The sequence below is a fragment of the Amycolatopsis deserti genome (assembly GCF_014653945.1).
GTDB lineage: Bacteria > Actinomycetota > Actinomycetes > Mycobacteriales > Pseudonocardiaceae > Amycolatopsis_E > Amycolatopsis_E deserti.
This window is the reverse complement of record NZ_BNAU01000001.1, coordinates 676988-692400: the sequence shown is the minus strand read 5'-3', so window position 1 is coordinate 692400 and position 15413 is coordinate 676988. Positions and strand designations below refer to the sequence as shown.

11 protein-coding genes and 1 pseudogene are annotated in these 15413 nt (G+C 72.1%); 9 read left to right on the top strand and 3 right to left on the bottom strand.

Annotation, left to right across the window (positions count from 1 at the left end; all coding sequences use genetic code 11):
* The 4 genes from IE290_RS03335 (at position 1) to IE290_RS03320 (ending at position 4990) form a co-directional block, all read left to right on the top strand.
* Positions 1 to 2736, top strand: coding sequence for a bifunctional YncE family protein/alkaline phosphatase family protein (locus IE290_RS03335; RefSeq protein WP_191242998.1), 2736 nt, complete (start codon positions 1 to 3; stop codon positions 2734 to 2736).
* 205 nt (positions 2737 to 2941) lie between these two features.
* Complete coding sequence (locus IE290_RS03330; RefSeq protein ID WP_191242997.1) at positions 2942 to 4084, top strand: alkaline phosphatase PhoX; 1143 nt, start codon at positions 2942 to 2944, stop codon at positions 4082 to 4084.
* 58 nt (positions 4085 to 4142) lie between these two features.
* Complete coding sequence (locus IE290_RS03325; protein WP_373300411.1) at positions 4143 to 4751, top strand: HNH endonuclease family protein; 609 nt, start codon at positions 4143 to 4145, stop codon at positions 4749 to 4751.
* Positions 4739 to 4990 (top strand): hypothetical protein, encoded by a 252-nt coding sequence (locus IE290_RS03320; protein ID WP_373300380.1) that lies wholly within the window; start codon positions 4739 to 4741, stop codon positions 4988 to 4990. The genes IE290_RS03325 and IE290_RS03320 overlap by 13 nt, the downstream gene beginning before the upstream one ends.
* Positions 4991 to 5041: 51 nt before the next feature.
* Here IE290_RS03320 and IE290_RS03315 read toward each other — a convergent pair.
* The 3 genes and pseudogenes from IE290_RS03315 to IE290_RS03305 all read right to left on the bottom strand — a co-directional run.
* Positions 5042 to 5426: pseudogene (locus tag IE290_RS03315) on the bottom strand (aldo/keto reductase); the annotation flags it as partial.
* Between the two features lie 112 nt (positions 5427 to 5538).
* Positions 5539 to 8040 carry an alkaline phosphatase D family protein gene (locus IE290_RS03310; protein WP_191242996.1) on the bottom strand — a complete coding sequence of 834 codons (2502 nt, stop codon included), beginning with the start codon at positions 8038 to 8040 and terminating at the stop codon, positions 5539 to 5541.
* 137 nt (positions 8041 to 8177) lie between these two features.
* Positions 8178 to 8807, bottom strand: coding sequence for a TetR/AcrR family transcriptional regulator (locus IE290_RS03305; protein WP_191242995.1), 630 nt, complete (start codon positions 8805 to 8807; stop codon positions 8178 to 8180).
* Between the two features lie 234 nt (positions 8808 to 9041).
* Here IE290_RS03305 and IE290_RS03300 point away from each other — a divergent pair, with 234 nt between their 5' ends.
* Genes IE290_RS03300 through IE290_RS03280 form a run of 5 tightly spaced genes read left to right on the top strand, consistent with a single transcriptional unit; the run spans position 9042 to position 15345 of the window.
* A complete protein-coding gene (locus IE290_RS03300) occupies positions 9042 to 9863 on the top strand; it encodes an SDR family oxidoreductase (protein WP_191242994.1) in 822 nt (273 codons plus the stop codon).
* On the top strand, positions 9860 to 11929 hold the full coding sequence (locus tag IE290_RS03295) for an acetate--CoA ligase family protein (protein ID WP_191242993.1): 2070 nt from the start codon (positions 9860 to 9862) through the stop codon (positions 11927 to 11929). Before IE290_RS03300 ends, IE290_RS03295 begins: the two co-directional genes overlap by 4 nt.
* Before the next feature lie 31 nt (positions 11930 to 11960).
* A complete protein-coding gene (locus IE290_RS03290; protein ID WP_191242992.1) occupies positions 11961 to 13145 on the top strand; it encodes an acyl-CoA dehydrogenase family protein in 1185 nt (394 codons plus the stop codon).
* Positions 13142 to 13864: an enoyl-CoA hydratase/isomerase family protein gene (locus tag IE290_RS03285; protein ID WP_191242991.1), complete on the top strand. Its 723-nt coding sequence runs from the start codon at positions 13142 to 13144 to the stop codon at positions 13862 to 13864. The genes IE290_RS03290 and IE290_RS03285 overlap by 4 nt, the downstream gene beginning before the upstream one ends.
* A 23-nt stretch (positions 13865 to 13887) precedes the next feature.
* Positions 13888 to 15345 carry a purine-cytosine permease family protein gene (locus IE290_RS03280; protein ID WP_191242990.1) on the top strand — a complete coding sequence of 486 codons (1458 nt, stop codon included), beginning with the start codon at positions 13888 to 13890 and terminating at the stop codon, positions 15343 to 15345.
* The last annotated feature ends 68 nt before the right edge of the window (positions 15346 to 15413 follow it).

Below are 15413 nucleotides of genomic sequence, written 5' to 3'. Positions count from 1 at the left end.
ATGCAGGTAACACGCCGCAGACGGCGGACCGGGAAGAGCCGGCGTGGTACCCGGCTCACGGCGGCCGGCACCACCACGCTGGCGCTCGTCGTCACCGGCACCGGGATCGGCCTCGCCCAGACCCAGCAGTTCGGCGACGACCAGGTCGGCCAGGTCACCGACCGGGGCCAGGTCGTCTCCGCCGACCAGTACATCGACCCGATCGGCGACCGCCTGGTCCTCAACAACGGCAAGATCATGTCGTCGGCGGTCAGCCCGGACGGCACCCACCTCGCCGCCTCGATCACCGACGGCGGGCTGGCACTGTCCATCGTGGACCTCAAGACCTGGAAGGTGCAGCAGCTCGTCGGCAACTCCGCCGCGGCGAACCTGCGCATCCCGGGCAACGACGTGGGCCAGGAAGGCCCCACCTACTCGCCCGACGGCAAGCAGCTGTGGCTGGGCCAGACCGACGGCTACCGCAGGTTCACCGTGAACCCGGACGGCAGCGTCGCGAACCCGGCCTTCGTCGCCATCCCGGCCGACGGACCCCGGCACGCGCTGGCCGGTGAGGCCGTGTTCTCCTCCGACGGCTCCACTGTGTACTCGGCGGTCAACGGCCAGAACCGGGTGGTCGCGATCAACGCGGCGACCGGCGCGATCCAGCGGAGCTGGGCCGTGGGCAACGCCCCGCGGGACCTGGTCCAGGTCGGCACCAAGCTCTACGTCAGCAACGAGGGCGGCCGTCCGGCCCAGCCGGGCGAGCCCACGCTGAACTCCTACAACACGCCGGTCCCCGCCGACCCCTCGACCGGCGCCACCACCACCGGCACGGTCAGCGTCATCGACCTGGCGAACCCGGCCGCCGCTGCCCGCAGCATCGACGTCGGCCTGCACCCGACCGCCCTGTACGCCAAGAACGGCGCCCTGTTCGTCACCAACACCGCCACCAACGACGTCTCGGTCATCGACACCGGCAGCGACAAGGTCGTCCAGACCATCGCGACCCAGCCGTGGCCGGAGGCGTCGGTCGGGTACGAGCCCGACGGGGTGACCCTCACCGGTGACGGGCACCTGCTGGTGACACTGGGCCGCGCCAACGCGGTCGCCGTCTACCGGTACACCAGCCCGCTCGAGCCGGTCAGCTACGTCGGCCTGCTCCCCACGGACTACTTCCCCGCCGAGATCACCACCGTCGGCGACGACGTGCTGGTGTCCAACACCCGCGGCATCGACGCCCGCCGTCCCACCACCGCGGCCGGGCACGCCACCCACGACACCACCGCGAGCCTGCAGAAGTTCCGGCTGCCCAGCGACGCCGCGATCCACGGCTACACGGCGAAGGTCTTCCAGCAGAACGGGTGGATCGGCAACTCGGTACAGCTCGCCAAGGACAACGGCAGCAAGACCCCGGTGCCGGTCCCGCAGAAGCTCGGCGAGCCGTCGACGATCAACCACGTGTTCCTGATCGTCAAGGAGAACCGGACCTACGACCAGGTCTTCGGTGACATGCCGGAGGGCAACGGCGACCCGGCGCTGGCGCAGTTCGGCGAGAACGTGACGCCGAACCAGCACGCGCTGGCCCGCCAGTTCGGGCTGTACGACAACACCTACGACATCGGCACCAACTCCGCCGAGGGCCACAACTGGCTGATGCAGGCCGACAACCCGGAATACACCGAATCCTCGGCCGGCGAGTACGCCCGCAGCTACGACACCGAGGACGACGCGCTGGGACACCAGCGGACCGGCTTCATCTGGTCCGGCGCCCAGGCGGCCGGGAAGTCGGTGCGCAACTTCGGCGAGTTCCAGCAGTTCCTGACCAAGCCGGCCGGCGCGACCTGGCAGAACCTGTACTGCGACACCAGGAACATGCAGGCGACCGGCCAGGACACCGCCTACCCGATGGTGTCGTCCTCGCCGATTCCCTCGCTCAACGACGTGTCGGTGCCCGGGTTCCCGAAGTTCGACACCAGCGTGCCGGACATCTACCGGGCCGAGATCTGGAAGCGTGACTTCGCCCGGAACGGGCCGGCGAACCTGAACATGTTCTGGCTGTCCAGCGACCACACCGGTGGCCCGCCCAACGGCGCCGCCCAGGTCGCGGACAACGACGCTGCGGTCGGCGAGATCGTCGACACGATCTCGCACAGCCCGTACTGGAAGGACTCGGCGATCTTCATCGTGGAGGACGACTCGCAGGCCGGGCTGGATCACATCGACGGCCACCGGGCCCCCATCCAGATCATCAGCCCGTGGGCGCGGCACGGCGTGGTCGACAGCCGCTACTACTCGCAGATCACGATGATCCGGACCATCGAGCAGATCCTCGGGATCCACCCGATGAACCAGAAGGACAGCGCGGCGACCCCGATGAGCGCGGCGTTCACCCAGACGCCGGACTTCACGCCGTTCACCGCCCTGCCCAACCGGACCTCGCTGACCGCGGGCCTGAAGACGCCGCCCCCGTGCGGCGCGGACGTGCCGGCTCCGCAGAACGCCACCGCCACAGCCGTCGCGACCGACGCGGTGCCGGCGGACAAGCAGCAGGTGGCGGCGCAGTGGGCGGAGTGGCAGGGACACCAGCGCCTGACCGGGCCGGATGCCGTGCCGGACTACGCCAACCCCGCGCAGATGGACCACTTCACGTGGTACCAGACGCACGGGTGGGCCCAGCCCTACCCGGGTGAGGACCGGATCTTCGCCCCGGAGCAGGTGCCGGGTGCCTACATCCCGTCCTCGGAATCCGACGGCTGACCGATCGTCGCCCGAGTGGCCCCCGTCCGGAGCGCATCCGGGCGGGGGCCTTTCCACGGCGCGAGAAACCCGCGCAGAAGACCGCGTTCCGGTCATGTCCCGGCAACGCACAGTTCACGGCGAACCGTGTTCACGCGCCAGATTCCTCCCTTACCGTACTTTTCGCCGGCCGGCTTCCCCTCCCCCTGTAGCGGAAGGACACTCCGTGGAACGTCGTAGTTTCTTGCGTGCGGCCGTCGTCGGCGCCGGTTCGGCGGCCTTCGGGTTCAGCGTCACCCGGGAAGCGCTCGCCTATCCGGCCAAGACCGGGCCGAGCCCGTATGGCAGCCTGCTCCCGGCCGACGCCAACGGGATCATGCTGCCCTCCGGCTTCACCAGCCGGGTGATCGCCCGCTCGACCCAGACCGTGGCCGGCACTGGCTACGTCTGGCACAGCGCCCCGGACGGCGGCGCCTGCTTCGCCGACGGAACGGGCTGGATCTACGTCTCCAACTCCGAAATCAGCGGCAGCGGCGGGGCCAGCGCGATCCGGTTCGACGCGAACGCCACCATCACCGGCGCCTACCGGATCCTGTCGGGCACCAACCGCAACTGCGCCGGCGGCGCCACGCCGTGGAACACCTGGATCTCCTGCGAGGAGGTCGACACCGGCTACTGCTGGGAAACCGACCCCACGGGCGTCAAACCCGCCGTCCGGCGCGCCGCGATGGGCCGGTTCAACCACGAGGCCGCCGCCTGCGACCCGGTGCGCAAGGTCGTCTACCTCACCGAGGACAAGACCGACGGCGGGTTCTACCGTTTCGTCCCCACCGTCTGGGGCGACCTGTCCGCCGGCACCCTCCAGGTGCTCAAGAACGACCTGACCTGGGCCACCGTGCCCGACCCCGACGGCTCGCCGACGACCACCCGCAAGCAGGTCTCCGGCATGAAGGTGTTCAACGGCGGCGAAGGCGCCTACTACCGCAACGACAAGTGCTACTTCACCACCAAGGGCGACAACAAGGTCTGGGTCTACGACGCCGCCGCGAACACCCTGCAGACCGTCTACGACGACGACCTCACCAGCAACCCGCCGCTGACCGGCGTCGACAACATCACCGCCGACGCCCACGTCGGCGACCTCTTCGTGGCCGAAGACGGCGGCAACATGGAGATCTGCGTCATCACCCCCACCGACGTCGTGGCCCCGTTCCTGCGCGTCACCGGCCAGTCGGCCTCCGAACTGTGCGGGGTGGCGTTCAACCCGGCGGGCAACCGCCTGTACTTCTCCTCCCAGCGCGGCACCACCGGCTCCTCCAGCGGCGGCATCACCTACGAGGTCACCGGCCCGTTCCGCACCGGCCTCTGACCCTCAGGAGAAACCAGTGTCCCTGCGCTCTGTCCTGTCCCGGCGCCGCGTGTTCGGCGTGAGCGCCGCCGCCCTCACCCTGACCGTGACCCTCGCCGCCCCGGCGTCGGCCACCCCGCCCAACATCCCCAGCAAGTCCACCGCCCAGGCCGAACTCAACGCACTGACCGTCGCCGCCGAGGGCTCCACCACCGGCTACTCGCGTGAGGCGTTCCCGCACTGGATCACCATCTCCGGCACCTGCAACACCCGCGAGACCGTGCTCAAACGCGACGGATCCAACGTCGTCCCCGGCAGCGACTGCTACCCCACCTCGGGCCGCTGGTACAGCCCGTACGACGGCGCCACCTGGTCCGCGGCCTCCGACGTCGACATCGACCACGTGGTGCCGCTCGCCGAAGCCTGGCGATCCGGGGCGAACTCGTGGACCACCAGCAAACGGCAGAGCTTCGCCAACGACCTCACCTACCCGCAGCTGATCGCCGTGACCGACGACGTCAACCAGGCCAAGGGCGACAAGGACCCGGCGGCGTGGAAGCCGCCGCGGTCGGCCTACCACTGCACGTACGCCAAGATGTGGGTCCGCTCCAAGTACCACTGGGGCCTGACGCTGCAGTCCGCCGAGAAGTCCGCGCTGCAGAGCATGCTGAACACGTGCGCCTCATGACCCGGCGGAGCACGCCGTTCACCGCACCAGCGGAGGGAGTGTGGACCGAGGAGGTCGGCACCATCACCGGTGCCCTCGAACTGCGCACCACCTGTGACGGCAACGGCGACCTCGTCGCCCACGTCCGCTACTCCGGGGCGCTGGACTGGTACACCGTGCGCGGCGGTCGTGCCCGCCTGCACGACGTGCGCGATCACGACCCCGTGCACACGCTGCTGGTGAACGTTCTGCGGCGGTGACGCCGCGGGTGCCCGGCCGGACCGCTCCGGCCGGGCACCTCGCGTTCCGGCTCAGCCGTTGACGAAGGTGAGACTGGTCGCGTCGTACCGGTCGCCCGCGAACTGCCCACCCGCGGCGGCAGTCTCGATCACGGCGAAATCGTCGGCGGTCAGCTCGACCTCGAGGGCCGCGAGGTTTTCCTCGAGGTACCGCTGCCGCCGGGTGCCGGCGATCGGGACCACGTCTTCGCCCCGGTGCTGCACCCAGGCCACGGCGAGCTCCCCGAGGCAGGGCGGGTCTACCGAGTCGTAGCGGCCGGTGGGGAAACCGCGCCCGAGCGGGGAACGGGACGATACCGACGCCGAGCTCGCGGCACACCGGCACGATGTCCGCTTCGAGATAACGGGTCCACAGTGACCACTCGCTCTGCTGCGCCGTGATCGGGTGCTCGGCGTGTGGCGGTGTGGAGCACGGTGACCCCCGAAGTCGACCGCGCGTGGCCGGAACCTCTCCACCGCGGACACCAGGTTTTCGGGCGCGCTCCAGGCCCACCGTCGCGGCTCGGAACTCAGCCGAGGTCGTCGAGCAGGGCGAAGGGGTCGGTGGCGCCGCCGTTGTCGGCGGCGACGATGCGCCGGCGGAGGGTGAAGGCCTCGCCCGGGGCGAGGGTGATCCGCCGCTGGCTCATGACCCAGATCCCGCACGCGTAGGCGAGAAAAGCGGTGTCGTCGTAGACCAGCCCGTAGGTCTGGCGGTCCGATCCGGTCATGCCGATCCACGGGCGCGCCGGGGTGAAGTCGGCCGGGGCGGAGGCGGTGATGGTGCCGTGCCCGGCGACGCCGCTGCGCTGGCCGGCGCCGTCGTGGTCGAGCACGTCCCCGACCCACAGCGTGTGCTCGGTGGTGCCCCGGTTGGTGAACACGCTTTCCGCGCTGACCCACCGCCGGCCGGTGGCAATGCCGAAGGTGGTGATCACCTCGATGTCCGGGATGGCCACACTGGCGCCGGAAGCCCGCACCGTGGTGGGCGAGGTGATCTCGACCGCGGTGGAGCGCACCGTCCGCTGCTGCCAGGCGCTACCACCCCGGGGCTGCGCCGCCGAGGCGTACGGGAGGTTGATCCAGTCGATCTGGTCGAGGTGACCGACGGCGGCCAGATCGAGGGGCTTGCCCGCGGTGACACCGGTCAGCTGCGGATCGTTCGTGACCGCGGAAACCGCCAGTGCCAGCATGTCGTTGGACAGCACGATGTCCGATGTGGACGCCTCCGACTGCGGCCCGGGCACGAGACGGCCGGTCCGCGCGCCCGCCGTGGCCCGGTTGAGCGGGAAGTCCACCGTCGTCCGGCCGTTCGCGCGGATCGCGGAGGCCCGGGCCGCGGGGTCGTAACCGACGCCGTTGGCGCTCACCGTGTACGTTCCCGGCGGGACGAACGTGATGTAGTCCCCTGCCGGGTCGGTGGTCGTGCTGGTGAGGACGGTCCCGGCGGTGTCGGAGACGGTGATCTCCACGTTCACCAGCGGTGCACCGGTCGCCTGGTCGGTCACGCGGCCGGCCAGGCCGTCGCCACCGTCGACGCGCTGCGCTCCCGGAACGCCGTCGCGGACTTCGAACGCGGCCAGGGTGTACGCCGGGGAGGCCGCGTCGCGGGCGTTGAGCACGATGCGCAGATCGCTGCGCCACCGCTGTGGCGTGACGTCGCAGAGCACGTAACCGCGGTAGCTGCCGTTGTAGAACTTGACGTGCGGGTTCGCCGGCAGGCCCTGCCGCACGTCGGCGTCCCACCCCGCGCCCGAGGAGATCGAGGTGCCGACGAACTCGGTGGCGATCGTGGGCGAGGCGGGATCGCCGAAGTCGGTCTTGAGGTCGTTGACCCAGTGGGTGTGCCAGTCACCGCTGAGCACGACCGGGTTGGACGGCTTCTCCTCGGCGATGAAGCCGAGGATGCGGGCGCGGGCGGGCGGGTAGCCGTCCCACTGGTCGAGGTTCACGATCTGCCCGGGACCCAGGTCGTAGTCGAACTGCGCCATGATCGTCTGCTGGGCGATCACGTTCCAGGTGGCCTTCGAGGCCGCGAGCCCGTCCAGCAGCCACCGCTCCTGCGCCGGCCCGGTCATCGTGCGCGCCGGGTCGTACACCTCACCGGACGGTTGCTTCCGGCCGTCGCCCAGCGCCTGGTCGGACCGGTACTGACGGGTGTCGAGGATGCTGAACCGCGCCAGCCGCCCGAAGTCCATCCGGCGGTACATCAGCGCGTCCGGACCGTCGGGGCGTTGCTGCGGCCGCATCGGCAGGTGCTCGTAGTAGGCCTGGTACCCGTTGGCGCGGCGCTCGAGGAAGGGGCGCCCGTCCCCCGCGCCGCCGGCGACCGCGCCGGCGTAGTTGTTCTGCACCTCGTGGTCGTCCCAGGTCAGGAAGAACGGGAACCGGGCGTGCGCGGCACGCAGGTCCGGCGAGGTCTTGTACAGCGCGTGCAGGCGCCGGAACTCGGCGAGGCTGCCGCCCGCCGTCTCGTAGATGTAGTCACCGAGGTGGACGACGAAGTCGAGGTCCTGTCCGGCCAGATCGCGGTAGGCGGGGTAGGGCCCGCCCACCCAGGACTGGCACGACACGAACGCGAACCGCAGGCGGTCCGGCTTCGCGCCCGGCGCGGGCAGCGTGCGCGTGCGGCCGGTGCGGCTGCGCGTGCCGTCCACCTCGAACCGGTACCAGTACCAGCTGTCCGGAGCGAGGTCTCCGACCAGGACGTGCACGGTGTGCGCCGCGGCGGGTTCGGCGGTGACCTCGCCGGAGGCGATCACGTGCCGGAAGCCCTCGTCCCGGGCCACCGACCAGCGCACCGCGACCGGCCGCGCCGGCATCCCGCCCGTCGCGGCGTCCAGCGGGTCGGGAGCCAGGCGGGTCCACAGCACGACGCTGGTGTGATCCGGTTCCCCGGACGCGACACCGAGGGTGAACGGGGCCGGGTCGAGCTCCGCCGCGGACGCGTCCGGGAGGTGCGTCAGCGCCAGCGCGCCCAACGCTCCTCCGGTGAGGGTGAAGAATCCGCGCCGGTCCACCGTGTGCGCCATGCTGCTGCCGCCTTGTCCGCTCGCCCGAGAGTCCGGCGAAGTCTGCACGGCGAGAACACCCGGCACCTGTACCGCGCGTGAACGGACGTGATCGGCCTCCTTGCCGGACGCTTGTCACACGCACCAGCCGCCCGGCGTCAGGCGGACAGTTCGCGTCGCACGAAATCCACCAGGAGCTCCCGCATCACCGTCACCGTGATGCCCGGCGCGCCGGTCAGCACCTGGATCGCCAGGCCGTCGGTGAGGGCGCTCAGCCGCACGGCCACCTCGTCCGGGTCGACGTCGGCCGAGAAGGTGCCCTGCCGCTGGCCCCGGCGGACGATCCGCGCGATCGTGTCGTGCCAGCGGGCGTAGAAGGCGTTGTGCACCGGGCGCAGCTCCGGGTTGATCGTCGCCTCCGCCCAGAACTGCATCCACACCGACCACTCGTCGCGCACCACCCCGACCTTCGGCAGCTGCATCTCGATCAACCGGAGCAGCCGGGCGTGCGCGTCGTCCAGCCGGCGCAGCTCCGCGCTCTGCCGTTCGAACGCGCGGTCCACCGCGCTGCGCAGCGCCGCGGTGAGCACGTCGTTCTTGCCCGGGAAGTAGTAGTGGACCGCACCCGTGCTGGTCCCCACCTCGCGCGCGATGTCGGCGACCCGCACGGCGTGGTAGCCGCGCTCGGCGATCAGCCGCGCGGCCGCGTCGAGGATCGCCGCGCGCCGGGCGTCCCGTTCCGGTTCGGCGGGCGGTGTGCTGGTGGCGCTCTCGGCCGCGGTGGGCACTCCTGGTCCTCCCTCTGCCGTGGTGCTTCTCCCGGCCCCGATCTAACCACAACCGTTCAACTGACGCGTCAGTCAGAGTCGGTTACCGGATCGGTCAAGGCGAATCCACCCGGCCAAAACGGCACTTTGACCAGCGTTCTTCTCCGCCAGGGAACGAGGGCGCCTCTTGACAACAACCCCCGCCATGCCGCTAACTGACGCATCAGTCAGACCGGACGGAGAAGGGTGGGCTCGATGACACTCGACGGGCAGGGGCACGAGGGCGTGCTCCGGCCGGACGCGCTGGCGGGGCGGATCGCCCTGGTCACCGGCGGCGGTACGGGCATCGGCCGGGCGACCGCGGTCGCGCTGGCGCGATGCGGAGCCGATGTGGTGCTGGCCGGCCGGCGCGCCGAGCACCTGGAGAAGGTGCGCGGGGAGATCGCCGAGCTCGGCGCCCGCGCGCTCGCCGTGCCCGCGGACATCCGCGACGAGGAGCAGGTCACGCGGCTGGTGGACCGGGCACTGGCCGAGTTCGGCCGGATCGACGTGCTGGTCAACAACGCCGGCGGCCAGTTCGCCGCACCCGCCGAGGAGATCACCGCGAAGGGCTGGCGGGCCGTGCACCGGCTCGCGGTCGACGGCAGCTGGGCGGTCACGCGGGAGGTCGCGGTGCGCGCGATGATCCCCGCGCGCACCGGCGTGGTGTTCTTCCTCGCCTTTTCGCCGCGCCGCGGGATCCCCGGCATGGTGCACGCGACCGCCGCCCGCGCCGCGCTGGAGAACCTCGCCGCGGGGCTGGCGCTGGAGTGGAGCCGCTACGGCATCCGCTCGCTGTGCGTGGCGCCCGGCACCATCGAAACCGAGGGCCTGCGCGAGAACTACGCGGCGGCCGATCGGGCGCGCTGGGCGCAGGCGGTGCCGCTCGGGCGGCTGGGCACGCCGGAGGAGGTCGCCGACGTGGTGGCGTTCCTCGCCTCGCCCGGCGGCCGGTACGTCACCGGGACGACGATCGTGGTCGACGGCGGCGCGGACGCGTGGGGCACCGGCCACCCGGTCCCGGAGGCGGTGCGATGACCGCCGTGCTCCCCCGCGCCGGGCGGGACGTGGACGTGTTGTTCGACCCGGCGTCGGTCGCGATCGTGGGCGCCAGCGACGACGAGTCGAAGTACGGCAACTGGATCGCGGTGCAGGCGCTGCGCATGCTCGGCCGCCGTCCGGTGCACCTGGTCAACCGCCGCGGCGGGACCGTCCTCGGCCGCACCGCGGCCCGCTCGCTGGCCGAGCTCGCCGAACCGGTCGACCTGGTGGTGGTGGCCGTGCCGGCGGCCGGGTTCGAGGCGGCGGTGGAGGACGCCCTCACCGTCGGCGCCCGCGCCGTCGTGGGCATCACGGCGGGCTTCGCCGAGCTCGGCGAACAGGGCCGGGCTCTGCAGCAGCGGGTCACCGAACGGGTGCGCGCCGCCGGGGCCGTCCTGCTCGGGCCGAACTGCCTGGGCGTGGCGGACTCGACCACCGGGCTCACGCTGGCCTCCAACCCCATGCCGTCCGGCACGGTCAGCCTGCTGTCGCAGAGCGGCAACATGGCGCTGGAGCTGAGCGGGTTCCTGACCGGCCACGGCCTCGGGTTCGCGCGCTTCGCCTCGCTCGGCAACCAGGCCGACGTGGGCGTCGCCGACCTGATCCGCTCGTGCACGCGGCACCCGGGCACCGAGCTGATCGCGGTGTACTGCGAGGACTTCGGCGACGGCCGCGAGTTCGTCGACGCCGCCGCACAGGCCAGGGCGGCCGGCAAACCCGTCGTGCTGCTCACCGTCGGCGGCAGCGCGGCGTCGGTGCGCGGCGCCGCGTCGCACACCGGATCGCTCACCTCCGACAGCGACGTCATCGACGCCGCCTGCCGCGCGGCCGGCGTCTACCGCGTGGCGACTCCCCGCGAGCTCGCCGATCTGGCCGCCACCCTGCGGCAGCAGGGCCCGGTCGCGGTGCGCCGGGTGGCCGTCCTGGCCGACGGCGGCGGGCACGCCTCGGTCGCGGCGGACGTCACCGAAGCGGCCGGCCTCGCGGTGCCCGAGTTCTCCGCGCGGCTGTCCGCCGCGTTGCGCCGCGAGCTGCCGCCCTCGGCGGGCGTGCGCAACCCGATCGACCTGGCCGGCGCCGGCGAGCAGGACATCACCTCGTTCGCCCGCGTGCTCGAGGTGACCCTGGCCGAACCGGACACCGACGCGGTCCTGATGACCGGCTACTTCGGCGGCTACCGCGAGTACGGGGAACGGCTGGGCGCCGGGGAACTGGCCACCGCCCACCGCATCGCGGACCTGGTGCGCGGGCAGCGCAAGCCGGTGGTGGTGCACACCATGCGCGCGGACAGCCCGGCAGCGCGGGCGCTCGCCGAGCGCGGGGTGCCGGTGTTCGGCGCCGTCGAACAGGCCGCCCGCGCCCTCGCGCTGCTCGGGTCGGCCCCCGCCCCTGCCGCGCCGGCCGCGTGGCCCGCACCGGCCGAACCGGTCACCGACGACGGCTACTGGGCCTCCCGCGCGCTGTTCGCCGCCGCCGGGGTGCCGTTCCCGGACGGGGCCCGCGTCACCACCGCCGCGGACGCGGTGGCCGCGGCCGGGCGGATCGGCTACCCCGTCGTGCTCAAGGCCGAAGGGCTGCTGCACAAGTCCGACGCCGGCGGTGTCGCACTCGGACTGTCCACAGCGGACGATGTGCGGGCGGCGCTGGCGGACATGCACGACCGGCTGCGCCCGCCCGGCTACACCGTCGAGGCGATGGCCGACCTGCGCGACACCGTCGAGCTGATCGCCGGCGTGCGCCGGGACCCGCGGTTCGGGCCGGTGGTCATGGTCGGCCTCGGCGGGGTGTTCACCGAGGTGCTCGCCGACGTCGCCTTCGCACTCGCCCCGGTGGACCAGGCCGGCGCCGAGCGGCTGCTGCGCGGCCTGCGCGCCTCGGCGTTGCTGACCGGCGCCCGCGGCCGCCCACCGGTCGACGTCGCGGCGGCCGCGCGGGTCGTCGCCACGATCAGCGCCCTGGCCGCCGCCCACCCCGAGATCGCCGAGCTGGAGATCAACCCCCTGCTGGCCGCGCCCGGCCGGGTCACCGCGCTCGACGCCCGCATCGTCCTCGCCGACGACTGAAATCGCTTTACCCGACACCGAAAGGATCCCGATGGATTTCGCCTACTCCCCCCGCCTGGCCGAGCTCAAGCAGCGGGCCGCCGACCTCACCGCCAAGATCATGCCGTACGAGGACCAGTGCGAGCGGGAGAACGGCCTGCCGCCCGAGGCGCACGCCGCCATCCGGCAGGAGGTCCTGGCCAGCGGTCTGCAGGCGATCAACACCCCGGTCGAGTGGGGCGGCGCCGGCCTGTCCGTACTCGAGCAGGTCGTGGTGCAGGACGAGCTGGGCAAGCTCACCAACGCGCTGTGGGACACCGTGTGGCGGCCGGCGAACCCGCTGGTGCACGCCACCCCCGAGCAGCGGGAGCGCTACCTGGTGCCGGACGCGCGCGGCGAACGCCGGGACGCGGTGGCGATCACCGAGGCCGACGCCGGGTCCGACCCGTCCGGAATCGCCACCACGGCCGTCCGCGACGGCGACGGGTACGTGCTCAACGGCGAGAAGTGGTTCGTCACGGTCGGCGACGCCGCCGACTTCCTGCTGGTGCTGGCGAACGTGCCGGACGGCGGGCCGACGATGTTCCTCGTCGACACCGACCTGCCGGGGGTGCGGATCAAGCGGGTGCCGCGCTACACGCACACCTTCGTCTACGAGCACCCCGAATTCACCTTCACCGACGTGCGGCTCGGGGCGGATGCGGTGCTCGGCGGCGTCGGACAGGGCTACGAGCTGACCCGGGACTGGTTCACCGAGGAGCGGCTGATGATCGGCGCCCGCACGATCGGTGCCGCCGAACGCGCGCTCACCCTCGCCACGGACTGGGCGCGGGAACGCGTGCAGGGCGGGGTGCCGCTGATCGAGCGGCAGCTGATCCAGGGCATGATCGCCGACTCGGTGGTGGACATCGCCACCAACCGGGCGCTGACGCACCAGGTGGCGTGGGAGTTCGACCACGGCGACCTGAGCGACCCGGTGGTGCGCAAGACGCTGCACGCCAAGGCGGCCACGGTCAAGCTGGCCGCGTCCGAGGCGGCCAACCGCGTCGCCGACCGGTGCCAGCAGATCTTCGGCGGCCGCGGCTACATGCGCGAGTACCCGGTCGAGCGGCTGTGGCGCGAACTGCGGGTCGACCGGATCTGGGAGGGCACCTCGGAGATCCAGCGCCTGGTGATCGCCAACCACGTCGCCAAGCGCGGACTGGGCTCGCTGGTCACCTTCCCGGAGGCGGGGTGACCGGGCCGGGCGCCGGCACGGTCGGGGTGGCGACGGCCGACGGCATCGCCGTCGTCACCCTGGACCGGGCGGCCAAGCGCAACGCCCTGTCCACCCACCTGGAGTCGCGGCTGGCCGCCGCGCTGCGGTCACCGTCCGTTGTGGACGCCCGCGCGGTGGTGATCACCGGCGGGGCGGAGGTGTTCTCCGCCGGCGCGGACGTCACCGAGCTGCGGGAGATGACGCCGGCCGCGATCGCCGCCTACTACCGCACCTCCGGCGCGGTGTACGAGGCGGTCGCGGACCTGCCGCAGCCGACGGTCGCCGCGATCACCGGCTACTGCCTCGGCGGCGGCCTGGAACTCGCGCTGGCCTGCGACCTGCGGGTGGCCGACGAGCGGGCCGAGTTCGGCTTCCCCGAGATCGGGCTCGGCATCCTGCCCAGCTCCGGCGGCGTCGCCAGGGCGGTGCGCGAGCTGGGCCCGGCCCGCACCCGTGACCTGGTGCTGCGCGGCCGCCGGTTCTCACCCGCGGAGGCCGCGAGCTGGGGCCTGATCAGCGAGGTCGTGCCCGCCGGGAGCCACATCGAGCGGGCCCGCGCGCTCGCCGCCGAACTCGCCGCCGCGCCGCCGCAGGCACTCGCGTGGACCAAGCAGGTCATCGCCGCGGCCGCCGAGTCCTCGCACCGGACCGCGCTGCTGCTCGAGCAGCTGGCCTACGCCGCGCTCAACCGCACCTGACCGTTCACCCCACCGGAGGAGTCATGGACACCGTCGTCAACTCCCGGAACACCCCGCCGCGCCCCGGCGGCCTGCGGGGCATCGAATCCCGCTCCATCGACTACGTGCCGCTGCGCGAGCGGCACGGCAAGGCCTGGCACCTGTGGCCGGTGTGGTTCACCGGCGACGCCCACCTCGCCACCGTCGCCACCGGCGTGCTGGGCATCTCGATGGGGTCGAACCTGCTGTGGACCGGTATCGCCATCATCGCCGGCTGCGCGTTCGGCACCTTCTTCATGGCGTTCCACTCCTCGCAGGGCCCGCAGCTCGGGCTGCCGCAGATGATCCAGTCCCGCCCGCAGTTCGGCTACCTCGGGGCGCTGCTGGTGTGGGTGGTCGCCCTGGTCACCTACCTCGGCTACAACGCCTTCAACCAGCTGCTCGCCGGTGAGGCGGCGCACCTGCTGTTCGGCGTCGACCCGACCGTGGCCTACCTGGTGTTCACCGTGCTCGCCGTGCTGCTGGCGGTGTTCGGCTACGACTGGATCCACAAGGCGCAGCGGTGGCTGGCGTACGGGCTGCTGCTGGTGCTGGGCGTGTTCAGCGTGGGCATCGGGTTCACCGGCCGGATCCCGTCCGGGCAGTTCTCCGCGTCCGGCTTCCACGCCGAAGCGTTCGCCATCCAGTTCTTCGTCGCCGCGGCCTACCAGCTCAGCTGGGCGATCTACGTGTCGGACTACTCGCGCTACCTGCCGCGCACCGTGGGGGTGCGGGCCACGTTCTGGTGGACCTACCTCGGGGCGCTGATCGGCGGGGCGTGGATGATGCTGGTCGGCGCGGTGGCCGCCTCGGTCAACGCCGGGCTGAACACCTCGGAGGCGATCCACCAGGCCGGCAACGCGATCTTCCCCGGGTTCGGTACCGTGCTGGTGGTGCTCGCGCTGCTCGGGCTGATCACCATCACCGGGCTGAACTTCTACGGCGCGTCGCTGACCCTGCTGTCCATCGCGGACTCGGTGCGGCCGGTGCGGTCCAGCCGCGCCAAGCGGATCGTGACGTTGCTGATCTGCGCGGTGCTGTCCACCTCGGTGGCGCTGTCGGCGTCGGCGAACTTCCTGCACGAGTTCGAGCACTTCCTCGGCATCCTGCTGCTGCTGTTCACCCCGTGGACCGCGATCAACCTGGTCGACTTCTTCTGGGTGCGGCACACGCACTACTCGATCCGGGAAATCTTCAACCCGCGCGGCATGTACGGCCGCTGGGGCTGGCGGGGCCTGCTCGCCTACGCGGCCGGGTTCGTCGCGATGCTGCCGTTCGTCAACTCCGCGCTCTACACCGGACCGGTGGCGCGGCTGCTCGGCGGCACCGACATCGCCATGCTGCCCGGGCTGGTCGTGTCGGGCGCGGTGTACCTGCTGGCGTGCCGCAGCCTCGACATCGCGGCCGAGCGCGCGCTGATCGCCCGCGCGGACGCCGACCTGGAGACCACCGAGGTCCGCTGATCCCTCCCCCGGCGGCGAGTACCCCTGCCTGCGCGGCTGGTACTCGCCGCCGGGTTCAGCGGCGCTCT

Excerpts from the sequence above, each read along its gene's own strand:
- IE290_RS03335 (WP_191242998.1), top strand. The coding sequence starts at position 1 with ATGCAGGTAACACGCCGCAGACGGCGGACCGGGAAGAGCCGGCGTGGT.
- IE290_RS03310 (WP_191242996.1), bottom strand. The coding sequence starts at position 8,040 with ATGGCGCACACGGTGGACCGGCGCGGATTCTTCACCCTCACCGGAGGA.
- IE290_RS03300 (WP_191242994.1), top strand. The coding sequence starts at position 9,042 with ATGACACTCGACGGGCAGGGGCACGAGGGCGTGCTCCGGCCGGACGCG.
- IE290_RS03295 (WP_191242993.1), top strand. The coding sequence starts at position 9,860 with ATGACCGCCGTGCTCCCCCGCGCCGGGCGGGACGTGGACGTGTTGTTC.
- IE290_RS03290 (WP_191242992.1), top strand. The coding sequence starts at position 11,961 with ATGGATTTCGCCTACTCCCCCCGCCTGGCCGAGCTCAAGCAGCGGGCC.
- IE290_RS03280 (WP_191242990.1), top strand. The coding sequence starts at position 13,888 with ATGGACACCGTCGTCAACTCCCGGAACACCCCGCCGCGCCCCGGCGGC.